The sequence below is a fragment of the Bradyrhizobium sp. MV1.5 genome, assembly GCF_055807615.1.
This window is the reverse complement of record NZ_JBVVPL010000009.1, coordinates 21,645-39,378: the sequence shown is the minus strand read 5'-3', so window position 1 is coordinate 39,378 and position 17,734 is coordinate 21,645. Positions and strand designations below refer to the sequence as shown.

The following is a 17,734-nucleotide window of genomic DNA, read 5'->3' as shown; positions in this document are numbered from 1 at the left end:
TAGCCGGACTTTTGCGCCGCGGTCACCCTTTCTCTCCGAACGGCCGTTGGCTCAATGCCCCCGCGCGGGAGCGCCCAGCTTGATCGGGCGCAGCACCGCGGCGGTCGGGATCATCAGCACCGCGATGATCGCGAGCGTCCAGAACACGTCGATATAAGCGAGCAAATCGACCTGGTGCTGCAAGGTGCGCCCGACCCAGGCGACCGCCTGCGCGGCCGCATCGCTCGCATTCGAGCCCTGAGCCTGGAAGAAGCGGGTCATCGTCTCGATGGTCTGCTGGTAGCCGAGGTCCGATGGCGCGGCGTGTTCGATCAGGCGGCTCTGGTGGAATTGCTGGCGCTGCGCCAGGATTGTCTGCGCCAGTGCAACGCCCATGGAGCCGCCGATATTGCGGGCGACGTTGATCAGTGCCGAGGCCTGGTTGGTCTTGTCGGGCGGCACGCCGTCATAGGACGCGGTCGTGACCGGCAGGAACAGGAAAGGCAGACCGAGCGCGAGGAAGATGCGCGACATCGCGGCATAGCCGTAGGTGATGTCGCCGGTGAGGCCCGTGAGATGCCACATCGAAAACGCGACGATGGTCGCCCCGAGCATGATGAGGTATTTCGGCTGCACGCTGCTGACGAGACGGCCCACCACCGGCATCAGCACCAGGGTCGCGATTCCGCCAGGTGAAAGCGCAAGACCCGCCAGCATGGCGGTGTAGTTCAAATCGCTCTGGAGCAGTTGCGGTAAAAGCTGCGTCGTCGAGATCAGCACCGCGCCGGTCGCAAGCATGACCAGGAAGCAGGCGGCGAACTGGCGACGGCCCAGCAGGCGAAGATCGACGATGGGATCCTCGCGCGTCAGCTCCCAAGGGATCAGCGCAAACAGTGACACGGCCGAAAGTACCGCGAAGAACACGATCACGTTCGAGCCGAACCAGTCGCTGCGCTGGCCTTCGTCGAGCACGTATTCGAGCGAGCCGAGCCCGATCGCGACCAGCAGGAAGCCGACATAGTCGACGCGCAGGCCCTTGCTCAGCAGCTTCTCCCGCTCCTCCTCCGCCCCCGATGGCTCCTTGACCAGCGTGCCGACCAGGAACAGCGACAGCATTCCCATGGGGACGTTGATCAGGAACACCCAGTGCCAGGTGTAGGTGTCGGTGATCCAGCCGCCGAGTGTCGGACCGACTACGGGCGCGACCACGACGGCGACGCCATAGATTGCGAAGGCCTGGCCGCGCTTGTGCGGCGGAAAGGAGTCGGCGAGGATCGCCTGCTCGCTGGTCGCCATCCCGCCACCGCCGAGGCCCTGAAGGATGCGGAACAGCACAAGCGACTGCAAATTCCAGGCGAAGCCGCACAAAAGCGACGAGAGCGTGAAGATCGCAACGCAGATCATGTAGAAGCGCTTGCGGCCGATCACGGTCGACAGCCAGCCCGAGATCGACAGCACGATGGCGTTGGCGACGAGATAGCTGGTGATGACGTAGGTGCTCTCGTCGATGCCGACGGCAAGCCCACCGGCGATGTGGCGCAAGGCGACATTGGCAATGGTGGTGTCGAGTACCTCCATGAAGGTCGCGATCGAGACGACGAATGCGATGAGGTAGGGATTATGACCGCCCGCCGCCGAGCGCTCCGGCGACCAGCCGCCCGCTGACGCGCCCCCTTGCGCCGTGTCCGTCATCGCACCCTGGTCCAGGGCACGACCGACATGCCGGGGCCAACGGGCAAATCGGCTGGCCAGCTGTCGACCACGATCTTCACCGGCACGCGCTGCACCACCTTGACGTAATTGCCGGTGGCGTTCTCCGCCGGCAACAGGCTGAACGCAGTGCCGGAGCCCGGCTGCACGGACTCGACGTGACCGGTCAGCTTGCGCCCGGGATAGGCGTCGATGCGGATCTCAACCGGCTGGCCCGGCCGCATGTCGTTGAGCTGCGTCTCCTTGTAGTTGGCGACGATCCAGACTTCGTCAGGCACGAACATCATCAGGCTCTGGCCCGGGTTGACGAAAGTGCCCTTGGCGCCGCTGAGCTTGACGACGCGGCCGGACTGCGCGGCAACGACGCTGGTATATTGCAGGTTCAGCTTGGCCTGATCAAGCTGCGCCTGCGACTGCTGGAGCTGCGCCCGGGCGCCTTCGAGCTGGGCCTGCAGCGTCTTGATGCCGACTTGCGCGGCCGTCACCGCGGTCTTCGCGCGCTCAGTATTGGCCTGCTGCGCCTGAAGATCGGAGCGGGTCTGCTGCTGGCGCTGCACGGTGCCTGCGCCCTTCTCGACCAGATCCTGAGCGCGCGCGAATTCTTCCTGCGAGAACTTGAGCTGGGCCTGGGCCTGATCGAGCTGCGCCTCCGCCTGCTTGATCTGCTCCTGCTGAGAAACGATCTGCGCCTCGACATTGGCGATGTTCGCCCTGGCGACCGCGACCTGAGCATTGGCCTGATCGATGGCGATGCGATAGTCGCGCTCGTCGATCTTGGCGAGAAGGTCCCCGGCTTTGACATGCTGGTTGTCCGTGACCGGGATCTCGGTCACGTACCCGCCGACCTTGGAGGCCACGGAAAAGCTGCGCGCGGCGACGAAAGCATCGTCGGTGGATTCATAGTGGCGTACCTGAAGCCAGTAGAGCACTCCGCCGATCAGGGCCGCGAGCAAGACAATGGTGCCAACGGTTGCCACCAACCAATGCTCGCGAATCCGGTCCCGCAGCGACGGCGCCTTCGCCGGCTTCGAGTCCTTGGCTTCGCGGACCTGATCAGGAGAGGTCTTCGGAGCTTCCTTCGCCCTCTGCGGCTGCTCCGCGGATGGATCACGCTCCCGGGTTTGAGCATCCACGGTGAACACCTTTCTCAGGGATCAAACTGGCGGCAGAGCCGCCAAAGCCGGCTCACGCGACGCGAGCCCAACTGCAACTCCTGATCATGGTTCCGCTCGTTGCGAGCACCATCGCGTTCGTGAACGCCCTGCCTAAAAAGCGAGCGCGGCGCACCGGGTGCCGCGCTCGCGTCGAGCTTCCTTTCAGCGGAAATGTCTAAGCGGCGGGGACGCCGTAATAGGAATCGATGCCGCGAACCGCGGCGTCGTCACCCCAGTTCCACTCGCTCCGTTCGCCGTATTTCGGCGCGCCTTCCAGCTCCTTGGTGGTGATGCCGGTGATATAGCCGCCGAGCTCCGTGTCGTATTTCAGCGACTGCCACGGCAGCGGATAATGGTCGTTGCCGAGGCCCAGAAATCCGCCGAAGCCGAGCACGGCGTAGGATACCTTGCCGCTGATCTTGTCGATCATCACGCGTTCGATCGAGCCGATTTTGTTGCGATCGGCGCCGTAGACCGATGTTCCCTCGACCTTGTCGCTACCGATCAACCGACCCATTTCGTCTCGGTCCAGTTCACCCTGATTCAACATCTCAATTCTCCACTCAGCCAGTGTGAGACAACCCGAAGAGGTGCGCGATCGTTCCGGCATGTTCCTTCAGACTTGAGGAACATCGCCGGAAACGGGCGGTTCTCTCAACTTCAAATCCCGGAAACCAAATACCGGAACACGAAGGGCGCCCTCGATGTCCCAGACCGTCTCCGACTTCATCGTTCAACGTCTGCATCAATGGGGCGTGCGCCACCTCTTTGGCTATCCCGGCGACGGCATCAACGGCGTATTCGGCGCCCTTCAGCGCGCTGAGGGCAAGATCGGTTTCGTCCAGACGCGGCATGAGGAGATGGCCGCCTTCATGGCCACCGCCTATGCGAAGTTCTCCGGCCAGCTCGGGGTGTGTATCGCAACTTCGGGTCCCGGCGCCTCGCACCTGATCACCGGGCTCTACGATGCCCTGCTCGATCACCAGCCCGTGCTCGCGATCGTCGGTCAGCAGGCACGCAATGCGCTGGGCGGACACTATCAGCAGGAACTCGACCTCGTCTCGATGTTCAAGGATGTGGCTGGCGCCTATGTCATGCAGGCATCCTCGCCCGCGCAAATCCGGCATCTGATCGATCGGTCGATCCGGATCGCGTTGGCCCGGCGGACGCCCACTGTGGTCATCCTGCCCAACGATATCCAGGAGGAGCCCTACGAGGATCCGCCGCGCGCACACGGCACCCTGCACTCCGGCGTCGGCTATAGCGCGCCAAGCATCAAGCCTCGTGACGCTGACCTCGATCGTGCCGCCGAGGTGCTCAACGCCGGCAAGAAGGTCGCGATGCTCATCGGCGCCGGCGCGCTCCATGCCACCGAAGAGGTGATCGCCGTCGCCGACCGCTTGTCCGCCGGCTGCGCCAAGGCACTGCTCGGCAAGGCGGCGCTCCCGGACGATCTGCCCTGGGTCACCGGCTCGATCGGCCTGCTCGGCACCGAGCCCAGCTACAACATGATGATGGAATGCGACACGCTGCTGATGGTCGGCTCCGGGTTTCCGTATTCCGAGTTCCTGCCGAAGGAAGGCGCGGCGCGCGGCGTGCAGATCGACATCGACGCCAGCATGATGTCGATCCGTTTTCCCATGGAGGTCGGCCTGGTCGGTGATGCCGCCGAGACGCTACGCGCCCTGCTGCCGCGGCTCGCACCCAAGACCGACGGCGCCTGGCGCCAGGGGATTCAAGAGGACGTCGCGAAATGGTGGAAGACGCTCGATGATCGGGCACATCAGCCCGCGGCACCGGTCAATCCGCAGCTCGTCACCTGGGAGCTGTCGCCGCGCCTGCCTGACCGTGCCATCATCACCAGCGATTCCGGCTCCTGCGCCAACTGGTTCGCGCGCGACCTGAAGATGCGTCGCGGCATGACGGCCTCGCTCTCGGGCGGCCTCGCCTCGATGGGTGCCGCGGTGCCCTATGCGCTCGCCGCGAAATACGCCCATTCCGACCGCCCGGTGATTGCCCTCGTCGGCGACGGCGCGATGCAGATGAACAACATGGCCGAGCTGATCACCGCCGCGAAATATTGGCGCGACTGGAAGGATCCGCGCTTCGTCGTCTGCGTCTTCAACAACGAAGATCTCAACCAGGTGACCTGGGAGCAGCGTATCATCAACGGGGATCCGAAATTCGAGGCATCGCAGCGCATCCCAAACGTGTCCTATTCGCGGTTTGCCGAGCTGATCGGCCTCTCCGGCATCTATGTCGACAGCCCGCAGATGCTGGGCTCGGCGTGGGAGCAGGCGCTGGCGAGCCGGATGCCGGTGGTGCTGGAGGTGAAGACCGACCCCGAAGTGCCGCCTTTGCCGCCGCACATCACCCTGCAGCAGGCCAAGAACTTCGCGCTTGCGCTGATGAAGGGCGATCCCAACGAGAGCGGAGTGATCAAGGGGGCGGCGCGGCAGGTGTTGGAAAAGATCCTGCCTGGAAGTGAATGAGGTGAAGCATGAGCGATTTCCGCGATATCCAGCACGGCGTCAACGATCCCGTCGATGGCCTCGACGTGAAGCGGCAGATCAACGACAACCGGACGCCGCACGAGCGGGCACAACGCCATGCAGACGTGCGTGCCGAGGCCACCGCGACGCCGACCGAGCCGTTTCTGCCCGAACGGCTTCGCCGCAAGCCGACGGATCCGATCAATCCGCGCACCGGGCGGCGTCCAACGGATTAGCCGTTAGGAACCTCGGCCCCCGCGGCGTGTTGGTCGGCGCAACGTCGCGCGGCGAGAGGCTGCGCGCCCATTCGAAGGGATCGGACCATGAAACGAATGATTATCGCAGCTGCCTGCGTGCTTCTCGCAGGTCCCGCGCTCGCCCAGTCGCTCGGCGAGAAGACCGGCGTCAACTCGGCGCTCGGCGTCGCGCCTGCCACCGCCGACTTCGTCAAGGAAGTCGCCATCAGCGACATGTTCGAGATCGAGTCGAGCAAGCTCGCCGAGCAGAAAGGCAACGCGCAGGAGAAGACCTTTGCGCAGCAGATGGTGACCGACCACACCAAGACCAGCAGCGAACTCAAGGGCCTCGTCAGCGGCGGCAAGGTGAAGGCGACCCTGCCGACAGCGCTCGACAGTTCGCACCAGAGCAAGCTCGACAAGCTCAAGAGTGCGAATGGGAAGGACTTCAGCTCGGATTACAATTCGTACCAGGTCAGTGCTCATGAGGACGCGGTCTCGCTGTTCGAGCGTTACGCCAAGGGCGGCGACAATTCCGACCTGAAGGATTGGGCCGGCAAGACGCTGCCGGCGCTCAAGCACCATCTCGAAATGGCCAAGGAGCTCGGCAAGGCGCCGAGCGTCGGCCAATCGTCCAAGTAATGGTTGCCGAGGACGCCGGCCTGCAGTCGGCGTCCTCTCGTTTTGCAACGATGCCTGTCTCCGCGCATTGAGATCGCGAGATCGCGGAGAGCCTCATGACACATCAAGACAAGACTTCATTATCCCGCCGGCACGTCGTCCAAGCGGCGAGCGCAACGCTCGCTGCTGCGCTGGCCTCTTCGACAGCGAAAGGAGACACATCCATGGCTGAGCAGAAACTCGTCGATCCCGTCAGTCGTTTTCCAAAGCCGCCGTTCAAAAAACAGTCGCAGCCCTGGCCTGGCCTTGCCGGCAAGATGGAGCCGCCGCCGGATCACGGCGAGAGCAGCTACAAGGGCTCTGGCCGGCTCGCGGGCCGCAAGGCGCTGATCACCGGCGGCGATTCCGGTATGGGCCGCGCCGCTGCGATAGCCTATGCACGCGAAGGCGCCGACGTCGCCATCAACTATCTCCCGGCCGAAGAGCCGGATGCGCAGGACGTCATCGCGCTGATCAAGAAGGAAGGGCGCACCGGGCTCGCGATTCCCGGCGACCTCAAGGATGAGGCTTTCTGCAAGCAGCTGGTGGAGCAGGCCGTCCAAGGTCTCGGCGGACTCGACATCGTCGTCTGCAACGCGGCGCGGCAGCAGACACGTGCGTCCATTCTCGACGTCTCCTCGGAAGACTTCGATGCGACCATGAAGACCAACATCTACGCGCCGTTCTGGATCATCAGGGCGGCGCTGCCGCATTTGAAGCCCGGCTCGTGCATCATCGGCACGACGTCGGAGCAGGCTTACGATCCCTCGCCCGATCTCTACGACTACGCGCAGACCAAGGCAGCGACGATGAATTACGTCAAATCGCTGGCGAAGCAGCTCGCCTCGAAGGGCATTCGCGTCAATGGCGTCGCCCCGGGACCGATCTGGACGCCGCTCCAGGTCTCCGGCGGCGCTACAATGGAGAAGCTCGAAAAATTCGGCGGCATGACGCCGCTCGGCCGTCCCGGCCAGCCCGCCGAACTGGCCTCGATTTACGCGCAGCTTGCCGCGGCCGACGCGAGCTATGCGACCGGCCAGGTGTATGGGTCCGCTGGCGGATCGGGACAGCCGTAGCCCGGCGCTGCAGGCTGATGTCACGCGGCAGAGCCCAGGAACCTTCTTTGTCTCCGGGCTTTACAAAACTGTCACAAAGGACATTACGCTTGCAGACAGATGGCATTGGTAGAGGTCAAACCCGATACCGCGATCGCGGATACGATTGCTGATCACACCAATTCAGGCGTCGAGCACACGGCGCAGACATTAACCTGGGCCGCCGACGAGCACGTGCTGCTCGCGCTGGCCGCAATAGGGTGGCTCTACACTCACATTCGGCAGCCGCAACAGCGGCCCGTGGCAAATCACATCTTGGCCGTGTCGCTGGCAACGGCCGTCCTGCCGCATCTCCTGAAATCCGTGTTCGATCAGACCAGGCCAGACCGGCTGACCATACGCGGGCACGGGCATGGAGTACCCGTCTCAGGACGGGCGCGCGACGCCTTCCCCTCCGGTCACGCGGTCCATATGGGCGCCCTTGCCTCGGCGGCGGGCTTGCTGCCGAAGACGCCGCGCCGATTGCTGCGCACAGCCGCAATCGCACTATCGCTGACCCGGATCGCGGTACTCGCGCACTGGGCAAGCGACGTGGTCGAAGGCTTTGCGCTTGGCGCGGCCGTCGAGAGACTCTTGCGGCCATGGACACTGACGCAATCGTTCCGCAAGCAAGTCAATCGGCGGGAAAAGCCGTGACCGAATACATCGTGCGCTTCATCGCCGGTGGCATCATCGTCTCCGCTTTTGCGATCTTGGGCGACATGCTCAAACCCAAAAGCTTTGCGGGGTTGCTCGGCGCAGCACCGTCGGTCGCACTGGCGACGCTCGGCATCGCCGTCGTCCAGCACGGCCCGCAATATGCCGCGGCCGAAAGCTGGACGATGATCTATGGCGCGGTCGCGCTCGGCTGCTACAGCGTCGTGGTCTGCCATCTGCTGATCAGATATCGTCTGTCCGCGCTGCCCGCGACCGTCCTCGCTGTCATCGTCTGGCTTGCGGTCGCCTTCGGCCTGCTCGCCGGCTTCGGAGGTGCGGCCTGATGCCGGTCAAGCTGTCGCTCTCCGCGCTCAAGCAGACACGCTGGTACGAATACGGCATTCGTTTCCTGCTGGGGGGCCTGGCGACCGTGCTCACGGGGGTTCTGGGAGCGCGCTTCGGTGTGTCCGTCGGCGGACTTTTCCTTGCGCTTCCCGCCATCTTCTGCGCGAGCGCCACGCTGGTCGAAAGCCATGAACGCCGCACCAAGGAGAAGGCCGGCCTCAGCGGCACGCGCCGCGGGCAAGAGGCCGCCGGGCTCGACGCAGCTGGTGCCGCCTGGGGAAGCATCGGTCTCCTGGCATTCGCCGCCGTCTTTCATTTCACCGTGGCTGCAAGCGTTCCGGGCGCTTTCGCTGCCGCGTTGATAGTCTGGGCCTTCGTTTCGGTCTTGGCCTGGTGGCTCAGGCGCAAGCTGCGCATCGTCTCCCGCAAACCGCACCGATCAGCGCATTCACTATCGGCCAAGGGCTCTCCCCTTGCGAAGCGCTAGCCCGCTTTGGCATGCGTTGCCGGCTGCAGTCTCGGCGGTTGAAGGCCCGGGCTGTTGGCCCAGCGCTCGACCTGCTCGATGACCTTCTGGTGGCTTGGGCGCACCGGCTTGGGTGCGTCGCTCACTTCGAGATGTATGCGGGGCAATCTGACTTCGTTCGTCATGATGTCTCTCCCATTTGCCGGGAGCATACACCTGCCCAAGAACATTTGCACCACATAACTTATTGAAACTGCTGTTCTTTTTTACTCACTTGGCGCCGTAGCCGCATCTTGTGGAACCGCGGCCGAATGAGTTCGTTGAGTAAACTACTCAACTTGCTCAATTTTGGATGATTGATCATGAACGACCTTCGCGCCGAGCGGCTCCAGGTCATGCTGTCACCGGAAGAACTGGCCGCGGTGGACGACTTCCGGTTCAAACATCGCATGCCGACGCGAGCCGCGGCCGTGCGCGAGCTCCTCAAGCTTGGATTGGCCGCTGCCGCGGTCGATGCAGGGAGCAATGTCAAATCGAGCAGCTTCGGGGTTTTCGGGCGCGGCCCGGACGGCCACACACACGCCAATTCGGCGCGCGACTCCGAGGATTAACCCAACCTGATGCTCAAGCAAACGGCCCCGGCACGGGAGTGCCAGGGCCGTCCTTGGAGATTGCTTCCGGATCACCGGGGGCATGACAACCGGAAGCAATCCCTCGACTCTTGGCGCGGGGATTGGTTCCTGATGGAATTAGCCGCTCGGGGCGTCGCCGGAATCATCCGGCGTCATGCCGGAGCCGGGCGTCTTGCTGTTGTCGTTCAATTTGGGATCGCGCGTGGCCTCGCGAGAGGGCGAGCCCTCCGGCTCCGACTTGTGCACGGTCTGCGCACGCTGCTTGTCCCGCGGCTGCTGTTCACCGCGTTGATCTCTGATGATGCCTTGGTCGGAATGGGCCATGATAGCTCTCGCCTCTTTGCTGTCTCGAAGCGCTTACGCGCCGGAGCGTCGAAGGTTCCGACCCGCGAGATCAGACTGCTAACTGTGCGCCGAGTGCACCGGGGCCGATGCATTTTCGTGATGCACCTGCCGCACCGTCATCACGGTGGCGAACGCGACCGACACGCCAAAGGCGAGGACGAGCGAAAGAAGAGCCAGACGTGGAGCCATTGCAAAAACCTCCTGGAATAGGAAATCAACGCGATCGACTGTTACGAATGATCCTGCTGGCTGTCCGTGAGCAGTCTCACACGCAGATCCACGAAAACGACAGCATTACGCATCCTGCTTTTGAGGCCTGCGCGCTGGAACGGGCGGCACCTCGCCGTCGAGCCAATCCTGCTCGTCGGCAAGTGCCGTCCACGCATTCGCCATGCGCAGAAAACGATTGTGTGACGGCTGTCCTTCGGCGCGCTCGGCGAGCTGGAGGCAGTTGTCGGCGTTATCCCTGAAGATCTCGGACTGTTTCATCAACATGAATTGGGGACGGAACCGCCGCGTCGCAACCGCCCTTACCGGATCATAACATCTGCGGAACTTTCGACCGCTGTCTGCCATTGAATATCCATGCGGATTCTCCTCGCGATGGTTTTGGCGTTCATCAGCACGGCAGCGCTTGCCGACAGCACCGGGGAGCGAAGGCCGGCCGGCCGCACGCCGACCGCAACCGAGACCATCAGCGATCTCTACACTTTCAGCCGCTTCCAGCAGGGTCTGCTGGAGAGCACCGACCTCAAGGGCAATGCCGAGGTCAAGAACCTCGCCGCCCTGCGCGCCGAAGAAGCGGCCCGGCGCGACAAGGCTCTGAAGTTGATTCAGGAGGCGATCGGCACCGAACCGCGCATCACCAAGACGACCCCGGCGAGCGCGAGCCTGGTCGAGCCCGAAACTTCGGACGGGCCGACTTTCGTCAGAAGCTTCTATGCCGCGCAGATTCCCGAGTATGAAGCGGTGATCGACCTACTCGAACGCTATCTGAAGGCGCCCGACAATGCCGCGCTTGCAGCGTTCGCGCGCGAGCAGCTCCCGCTGTTGCGCTCACAGGTCAAGGACGCCGAGCGCACCATGGCGGACAAATAGGACGGTCAAGCAACCCCTTACTTTTGCCGGTTCTCCGGCCGCGCGCTGCGGTTGCCCTCCAGCATCTTGTCCCTGCCGGCATCCCCATTATCATCCTTGCCGCCCGAACTCGACGTGCCGCTACCGCTGGGATTGGACCGGGTCGACGTACCCGTGGTTGGTGTGTCCGCGCGTGGCGTGGCGGAGCTTGCGGCGGGATCACCAGTGACGGCCCCGCGGCCGCTGGGGGCCCCACCTTGCGCGAACGCCGATCCGGCCAACAACATCACCGTGCCGATGACGGCAAATCCTTTCATGTGGGCTCTCCCTGTATTTGCGGGCTAACGGCAGGCCCGGGCCTCCGTTCCGCAAAGGGATCAAGTCCGTAAAAACAAGTTGCTGAGAACAGGTCAGAAAAACATTGGAACCCGATGGAACCATTCTGAATGGACGCACTTATGCTAATCGGGCTGAGCAAAGCAGGTTCCACTTCCGGGCGCCGTGACGTTGGCGCTTGATTTCGAATTTGGCTGACGCTCTATTTTGATAAACCGCGTCTCGCCTTGGAATCGGCCGACGCCTGCGGGGGAATCAGTATGAGCGACCTCGATCCCGGATCTGCATCACGCTCCGGTCGTCGCGTTCCAAAGCCAAAGACCAACGGCATGTCGGAGCCGGATTCCCGGGCAGAATTGCTGCTCGCCCTGCAGGCCATGCGCAACGGCGATTTCTCCGTGCGCATGAGCGGCGACTATCTCGGCATCGACGGCAAGCTCGCCGACACTTTCAACGACATCATCGCCGCCAATCAGCGCATGGCGCAGCAGCTCGAGCTGGTCGGCCAGGTCGTGGGCCGCGAGGGCAAGACGCGGCAGCGCGTGAAGTTCGGCCTGGCCTCCGGCTCCTGGGCCGACATGGAAGGCTCGGTCAACACGCTGATCGACGATTTGCTGTGGCCGACGCGCGAGGTGACGCGCGCGGTCGCGGCCGTGGCACAGGGCGACCTGCTCCAGACCGTCAAGCTCGACGTCGATGGACGTCCCCTGCGCGGCGAATTCCTGCAGTCGGCGACCATCGTCAACACCATGATCAAGCAGCTCGGCGTGTTCACCTCCGAGGTGACGCGCGTGGCGCGCGAGGTCGGTACCGAAGGCAAGCTCGGCGGCCAGGCCCAGGTGCCGGAAGTGACCGGCGTCTGGAAGGATCTGACCGAGAGCGTCAACTCGATGGCGAACAACCTGACCAACCAGGTTCGCAACATCGCCGAGGTGACGATCGCAGTTGCGAACGGCGACCTCTCGAAGAAGATCACCGTCGACGTCCGCGGCGAGATCCTTCAGCTCAAGGAAGCCATCAACACGATGGTGGACCAGCTCCGCTCCTTTGCCTCGGAAGTGACGCGCGTGGCGCGCGAGGTCGGCACCGACGGCAAGCTTGGCGGCCAGGCCATCGTGCCCGGCGTCGCCGGAACCTGGAAGGATCTCACAGACAGCGTCAACGCGATGTGCGGCAACCTCACCGCACAGGTGCGCAACATCGCCAACGTCACCACCGCCGTGGCGCGCGGCGACCTGTCGCGCAAGATCACGGTGGACGTGCGCGGCGAAATCCTGGAGCTGAAGGACACCATCAACACCATGGTGGACCAGCTCAACTCGTTCGCCTCGGAAGTGACGCGCGTCGCGCGCGAGGTCGGCACCGAAGGCAAGCTCGGCGGCCAGGCCCAGGTGCCGGGCGTCGCCGGTACCTGGAAGGACCTCACCGACAACGTCAACTTCATGGCGTCGAACCTCACCGCGCAGGTCCGCAACATCGCCGATGTTGCCACCGCCATCGCGAGCGGCGACCTCTCGAAGAAGATCACGGTGAACGTCTCGGGCGAAATCCTTCAATTGAAGGAAACGCTCAACACCATGGTCGATCAGCTCAACGCCTTTGCCGGCGAAGTCACGCGCGTCGCGCGCGAGGTCGGCACCGAGGGCCGGCTCGGCGGCCAAGCCAACGTGCTCGGCGTCGCCGGCACCTGGAAGGACTTGACCGAGAGCGTCAACTCGATGGCCTCGAACCTCACCGCGCAGGTCCGTAACATCGCGGAGGTGACGACCGCGGTCGCCGGCGGCGATCTGTCGAAAAAGATCACCGTCGATGTCCGCGGCGAAATCCTGGAGCTGAAAGACACCATCAACACCATGGTGGACCAGCTCAACGCCTTTGCCGGCGAAGTCACGCGCGTTGCCCGCGAAGTCGGCACCGAAGGCAAGCTCGGCGGCCAGGCTCAGGTGCGCGGCGTCGCCGGCACCTGGAAGGATCTCACCGACAGCGTCAACTCGATGGCCTCGAACCTGACCGGCCAGGTCCGCAACATCGCCGAGGTCGCGACCGCGGTCGCCAAGGGCGATTTGTCGAAGAAGATCACCGTCAACGTGTCAGGCGAAATCCTTCAGCTGAAGGAAACGCTCAACACCATGGTGGACCAGCTCAACGCCTTCGCCGGCGAAGTCACGCGCGTTGCGCGCGAAGTCGGCACCGAAGGCAAGCTCGGCGGCCAGGCCGAAGTCCCCGGCGTCGCCGGCACGTGGAAAGACCTCACCGACAGCGTCAACTCGATGGCGGGCAACCTCACCGCCCAGGTCCGCAACATCGCCGAAGTCGCGACCGCGATCGCCGGTGGCGATCTGTCCCGCAAGATTACCGTCGACGTGCGCGGCGAGATCCTTCAGCTCAAGGACACGCTGAACACGATGGTCGACCAGCTCAACCGCTTCGCGGGCGAGGTGACGCGCGTGGCGCGCGAGGTCGGCACCGAAGGCCGCCTCGGCGGCCAGGCCAACGTGCCCGGCGTGGCCGGCACCTGGAAGGACCTCACCGACAGCGTCAACTCGATGGCGGGCAACCTCACCGCCCAGGTCCGCAACATCGCCGAAGTCACCACCGCCGTGGCGCGCGGCGACCTCTCGCGCAAGATCACCGTCGACGTCCGTGGCGAGATTTTGGAGCTGAAGAATACCATCAACACCATGGTGGACCAGCTCAACGGCTTCGCCGGTGAAGTGACGCGCGTCGCGCGCGAGGTCGGCACCGAAGGCAAGCTCGGCGGCCAGGCGGAGGTGCCCGGCGTTGCCGGCACCTGGAAGGATCTCACCGACAACGTCAACTTCATGGCCTCGAACCTCACGGCGCAGGTCCGCAACATCGCCGAGGTCGCGACCGCGATCGCCGGCGGCGACCTGTCGAAGAAGATCACGGTGGACGTGCGTGGCGAGATTCTGCTGCTCAAGGACACCTTGAACACCATGGTCGAGCAGCTCCGCTCCTTCGCCGCGGAAGTGACGCGCGTCGCGCGCGAGGTCGGCACCGAGGGCCGGCTCGGCGGCCAGGCCGTCGTGCCCGGCGTCGGCGGCACCTGGAAGGACCTCACCGACAACGTCAACCTGCTGGCCGCGAACCTCACCACCCAGGTCCGCAACATCGCCGAAGTCACCACCGCCGTCGCGCGCGGCGACCTGTCGCGCAAGATCACCGTCGACGTGAAGGGCGAAATCCTCGAGCTCAAAAACACCATCAACACCATGGTGGACCAGCTCAATGCGTTCGCCGGCGAAGTGACGCGCGTTGCCCGCGAGGTCGGCACCGAAGGCGAACTCGGCGGCCAGGCCCAGGTGCCCGGCGTCGCCGGCACCTGGAAGGACCTCACCGACACCGTCAACTTCATGGCGGCGAACCTGACCGAGCAGGTCCGCGGCATCGTCAAGGTGGTGACCGCGGTCGCCAACGGCGACCTCAAGCAGAACCTCACAGTGAAATCGAAGGGCGAGGTCGCGGCGCTCGCCGACACCATCAACAACATGACCGAGACGCTCGCGACCTTCGCCGACCAGGTGACGTCGGTGGCGCGCGAGGTCGGCGTCGAGGGCCGGCTCGGCGGTCAGGCCGACGTGCCCGGCGCCGCCGGCACCTGGAAAGATCTCACCGGCAACGTCAATCTCCTGGCGGCCAACCTCACCTCGCAGGTGCGCGCGATCGCGGAAGTGGCGACCGCCGTGACCAAGGGCGACCTGACGCGGTCGATCCAGGTCGACGCCCGCGGCGAGGTCGCGGAGCTGAAAGACAACATCAACACGATGATCACGAACCTCCGTCTTACGACGGACGTGAACACCGAACAGGACTGGCTGAAGACCAATCTGGCAAAATTCACCAACATGCTTCAGGGCCAGCGCGACCTCACCACCGTTGGTCGCCTGCTGTTGACCGAATTGTCGCCGCTGGTGAACGCCCATACCGGCGTGATCTATCAGGTCGAGAACGAAGACAGTCCGCGGCTCCTGCTGCTTGCCTCCTATGCCGGCGACGGCGTGTATCCGTATCCGCGCGTGCTGCCATTCGGCGACGGCCTGATCGGCCAATGCGCGCTCGACCGGCGCCCGCGCGTGATTGCGGACATTCCGCCTGACGTGGTGCCGATCAATTCGGCGCTGCTTCGCGTCGCGCCGAAGAACCTCGTGGTGCTGCCGGTGCTGTTCGAAGGCCAGGTCAAGGCGGTCATCGAGCTCGCCTCGCTCACCTCCTTCACGACCTCGCAGATGACCTTCCTGGAGCAGCTCACGGACTCGATCGGCATCGTGCTCAACTCGATCGAGGCGACGATGCAGACCGAAGGCCTGCTCAAGCAGTCGCAGCAGCTCGCCGGCGAGCTCCAGACCCAGCAGCGCGAACTGCAGCAGACCAACGACCAGCTCGAGCAGAAGGCGCAGCAACTCGCCGAGCGCAACGTCGAAGTGGAGCGCAAGAACCAGGAGATCGAGCAGGCCCGCCGCGCACTGGAGGAAAAGGCAACCGAGCTCGCGCTGACCTCGAAGTACAAGTCCGAATTCCTGGCCAATATGAGCCACGAGCTGCGCACGCCGCTGAACTCGATCCTGATCCTCGGCCAGCAGCTCACCGACAACCCGGACGGCAATCTTACCGGCAAGCAGGTCGAATTCGCCCGCACCATCCATGGCGCCGGCACCGACCTGCTCAATCTCATCAGCGACATTCTCGATCTCTCCAAGATCGAGTCCGGTACGGTGACGGTCGACGCCGAGGAAATCCTGACCGCGAACCTGCTCGAGACGGTCGGGCGGCCGTTCCGTCACGAGGCGGAGAACCGCAATTTGTCGTTCAAGATCGACGTCGATCCGAATCTCGCGCGCAGCCTCGTCACCGACTCCAAGCGCCTGCAGCAGGTTTTGAAGAACCTGCTCTCCAACGCCTTCAAGTTCACCGCCGAGGGCGAAGTGCGCCTTAAGGTGGCCGCCGCAGTCGGCGGCTGGGGCACGGATCATCCCGTGCTGAACTCGGCGCCGGCCGTGATCGCATTCGAAGTGTCCGACACCGGCATCGGCATTCCCCTGGAGAAGCAGAAGCTGATCTTCGAGGCGTTCCAGCAAGCGGATGCCGGCACCAGCCGCAAATATGGCGGCACCGGCCTCGGCCTTGCGATCAGCCGTGAGCTCGCAAGCCTGCTCGGCGGCGAGATCCACCTGCGCAGCTTGCCGGGCAAGGGGTCGTGCTTCACGCTTTACCTGCCGCTGAAATATTCCGGCCCGACGCTCGCGCCCCGCGCGGCGCCCCAACAGAGCCAGCCGCCGGCGCTGCAGCCCGCTACAGCCGAACCGCAGCGCGTTATCGAGCAGCTTCCCGACGACCGGCTCAACCTCGAACCCGGCGACAGCATCCTCCTGATCGTCGAGGACGACCCGCACTATGCGCGCGTGCTGGTCGACCTCGCGCGCGACAAGGGATTCAAGGTGCTGGTCGCCGCCCGCGGCGCAGAGGCGCTGGAACTTGCAAAGCAGTACCAGCCGAGGGCCGTCTCGCTCGACGTATTCCTGCCGGATATGCTCGGCTGGACTGTGCTGAGCCAGCTCAAGCACAATCCGCTGACCCGCCACATCCCCGTGCAGATCATCACGCTCGACGAGGACCGCCAGCATGCGCTGGCGCGCGGCGCCTTCTCCTTCGTCAACAAGCCGACGACGACCGAGGGTGTCTCGGCCGCGCTGACGCAGATCAAGGAATATGCGCGGCCACGGCGCAAGCGGCTGCTGATCGTCGAGGACAACGAGGCCGAGCAACTCTCGATCCGTGAGCTCCTGCACCACGACGACATCGAGATCGTGGCGACCGGCACCGGTGCCGACGCGCTCTCGATGCTGCGTGAGAACCCCTGTGATTGCGTCGTGCTCGACCTGCGCCTGCCCGACATGACCGGCTTCGAGGTGCTGGACCAGATCCGGAACGATGACGCGCTATCGAATGTTCCGGTCGTCGTCTTCACCGGCCGCGAGCTGTCGGCCGAGGAAGATGCGGAACTCCACACCATGGCGCGGAGCATCGTGGTCAAGGGCGTGGAATCGCCGGAGCGCCTGCTTGACGAGACCGCGCTGTTCCTGCACCGCGTGATCACGGAATTGCCGGTCGAGAAACAGCGCATGCTCGAGAAGCTGAACAGTTCCGACGAGGACCTGATCGGCAAGACCGCCCTGCTCGTCGACGACGACGCCCGCAACATCTTCGCGCTCTCGAGCGTGCTGGAGCGGCGCGGCATGAAGGTGCTGACGGCCACGACCGGGAACGAGGCGGTGACCCTGGTCGAATCCAACCCGGAGATCGCCATCGTGCTGATGGACATTATGATGCCGCAGATGGATGGGTATCAGACGATCGGCGTCATTCGTGAAAATCCGACCTTCGCCCGTCTCCCGATCATCGCGTTGACGGCCAAGGCCATGAAGGGCGACCGCGAGAAATGCCTCGAGGCCGGCGCGTCGGACTACCTCGCCAAACCCGTCAACACCGATCAATTGCTGCTTGCAATCCGCATGTGGCTGCACCGCTGAGTT

18 protein-coding genes are annotated in these 17,734 nt (G+C 64.2%); 10 read left to right on the top strand and 8 right to left on the bottom strand.

The features are described 5' to 3' along the window. Positions 1-51: 51 nt before the first annotated feature. The 3 genes from AC0L2J_RS11330 to AC0L2J_RS11320 all read right to left on the bottom strand — a co-directional run bounded on the left by AC0L2J_RS11330 (position 52) and on the right by AC0L2J_RS11320 (position 3,393). Positions 52-1,671 (bottom strand): DHA2 family efflux MFS transporter permease subunit, encoded by a 1,620-nt coding sequence (locus AC0L2J_RS11330; protein WP_473389525.1) that lies wholly within the window; start codon positions 1,669-1,671, stop codon positions 52-54. Further along, complete coding sequence (locus AC0L2J_RS11325; protein ID WP_007607337.1) at positions 1,668-2,822, bottom strand: HlyD family secretion protein; 1,155 nt, start codon at positions 2,820-2,822, stop codon at positions 1,668-1,670. Before AC0L2J_RS11325 ends, AC0L2J_RS11330 begins: the two co-directional genes overlap by 4 nt. 196 nt (positions 2,823-3,018) lie before the next feature. Next, positions 3,019-3,393, bottom strand: coding sequence for a PRC-barrel domain-containing protein (locus tag AC0L2J_RS11320; RefSeq protein WP_007607335.1), 375 nt, complete (start codon positions 3,391-3,393; stop codon positions 3,019-3,021). A gap of 154 nt (positions 3,394-3,547) precedes the next feature. Here AC0L2J_RS11320 and AC0L2J_RS11315 point away from each other — a divergent pair, with 154 nt between their 5' ends. From AC0L2J_RS11315 to AC0L2J_RS11285, 7 genes are all read left to right on the top strand, one after another. After that, positions 3,548-5,335, top strand: coding sequence for a thiamine pyrophosphate-requiring protein (locus AC0L2J_RS11315; protein WP_473247774.1), 1,788 nt, complete (start codon positions 3,548-3,550; stop codon positions 5,333-5,335). A gap of 8 nt (positions 5,336-5,343) precedes the next feature. Continuing rightward, positions 5,344-5,571: a hypothetical protein gene (locus AC0L2J_RS11310; protein WP_007607330.1), complete on the top strand. Its 228-nt coding sequence runs from the start codon at positions 5,344-5,346 to the stop codon at positions 5,569-5,571. 87 nt (positions 5,572-5,658) lie between these two features. Continuing rightward, positions 5,659-6,213, top strand: coding sequence for a DUF4142 domain-containing protein (locus AC0L2J_RS11305; protein ID WP_007607327.1), 555 nt, complete (start codon positions 5,659-5,661; stop codon positions 6,211-6,213). 203 nt (positions 6,214-6,416) lie between these two features. Then, a complete protein-coding gene (locus tag AC0L2J_RS11300) occupies positions 6,417-7,307 on the top strand; it encodes an SDR family oxidoreductase (protein WP_473389512.1) in 891 nt (296 codons plus the stop codon). Between the two features lie 99 nt (positions 7,308-7,406). Beyond that, positions 7,407-7,982 carry a phosphatase PAP2 family protein gene (locus AC0L2J_RS11295; protein WP_473389508.1) on the top strand — a complete coding sequence of 192 codons (576 nt, stop codon included), beginning with the start codon at positions 7,407-7,409 and terminating at the stop codon, positions 7,980-7,982. Continuing rightward, the gene (locus tag AC0L2J_RS11290) at positions 7,979-8,326 is read left to right on the top strand and encodes a DUF3147 family protein (protein WP_007607314.1); all 348 of its coding nucleotides are present in this window, start codon (positions 7,979-7,981) and stop codon (positions 8,324-8,326) included. The genes AC0L2J_RS11295 and AC0L2J_RS11290 overlap by 4 nt, the downstream gene beginning before the upstream one ends. After that, positions 8,326-8,814: a hypothetical protein gene (locus AC0L2J_RS11285; protein WP_007607313.1), complete on the top strand. Its 489-nt coding sequence runs from the start codon at positions 8,326-8,328 to the stop codon at positions 8,812-8,814. Before AC0L2J_RS11290 ends, AC0L2J_RS11285 begins: the two co-directional genes overlap by 1 nt. On the opposite strand, the gene AC0L2J_RS11280 is transcribed toward AC0L2J_RS11285, so the two are convergent. Further along, a complete protein-coding gene (locus AC0L2J_RS11280) occupies positions 8,811-8,978 on the bottom strand; it encodes a hypothetical protein (protein ID WP_007607312.1) in 168 nt (55 codons plus the stop codon). The genes AC0L2J_RS11285 and AC0L2J_RS11280 overlap by 4 nt on opposite strands. A gap of 177 nt (positions 8,979-9,155) precedes the next feature. Between AC0L2J_RS11280 and AC0L2J_RS11275 the strand changes: the two genes are divergently transcribed. Continuing rightward, on the top strand, positions 9,156-9,404 hold the full coding sequence (locus AC0L2J_RS11275) for a hypothetical protein (RefSeq protein ID WP_007607311.1): 249 nt from the start codon (positions 9,156-9,158) through the stop codon (positions 9,402-9,404). 138 nt (positions 9,405-9,542) lie between these two features. Here AC0L2J_RS11275 and AC0L2J_RS11270 read toward each other — a convergent pair whose 3' ends face one another. From AC0L2J_RS11270 to AC0L2J_RS11260, 3 genes are all read right to left on the bottom strand, one after another. Then, the gene (locus AC0L2J_RS11270) at positions 9,543-9,749 is read right to left on the bottom strand and encodes a hypothetical protein (RefSeq protein ID WP_007607310.1); all 207 of its coding nucleotides are present in this window, start codon (positions 9,747-9,749) and stop codon (positions 9,543-9,545) included. A 78-nt stretch (positions 9,750-9,827) separates the two neighbouring features. Then, positions 9,828-9,959 (bottom strand): hypothetical protein, encoded by a 132-nt coding sequence (locus tag AC0L2J_RS11265; RefSeq protein ID WP_473247779.1) that lies wholly within the window; start codon positions 9,957-9,959, stop codon positions 9,828-9,830. Between the two features lie 105 nt (positions 9,960-10,064). Continuing rightward, entirely contained in the window at positions 10,065-10,259 is a 195-nt protein-coding gene (locus AC0L2J_RS11260) for a hypothetical protein (RefSeq protein WP_035974876.1), read from the bottom strand. Positions 10,260-10,355: 96 nt separating this feature from the next. Here AC0L2J_RS11260 and AC0L2J_RS11255 point away from each other — a divergent pair, with 96 nt between their 5' ends. Further along, positions 10,356-10,868 carry a DUF4142 domain-containing protein gene (locus tag AC0L2J_RS11255; protein ID WP_473389499.1) on the top strand — a complete coding sequence of 171 codons (513 nt, stop codon included), beginning with the start codon at positions 10,356-10,358 and terminating at the stop codon, positions 10,866-10,868. 17 nt (positions 10,869-10,885) lie between these two features. Here the strand turns inward: AC0L2J_RS11255 and AC0L2J_RS11250 are convergent, their stop codons facing one another. Further along, positions 10,886-11,164: a hypothetical protein gene (locus AC0L2J_RS11250; RefSeq protein ID WP_007607301.1), complete on the bottom strand. Its 279-nt coding sequence runs from the start codon at positions 11,162-11,164 to the stop codon at positions 10,886-10,888. Positions 11,165-11,443: 279 nt separating this feature from the next. Here AC0L2J_RS11250 and AC0L2J_RS11245 point away from each other — a divergent pair, with 279 nt between their 5' ends. Next, positions 11,444-17,731 carry a HAMP domain-containing protein gene (locus AC0L2J_RS11245; protein WP_473389496.1) on the top strand — a complete coding sequence of 2,096 codons (6,288 nt, stop codon included), beginning with the start codon at positions 11,444-11,446 and terminating at the stop codon, positions 17,729-17,731. The last annotated feature ends 3 nt before the right edge of the window (positions 17,732-17,734 follow it).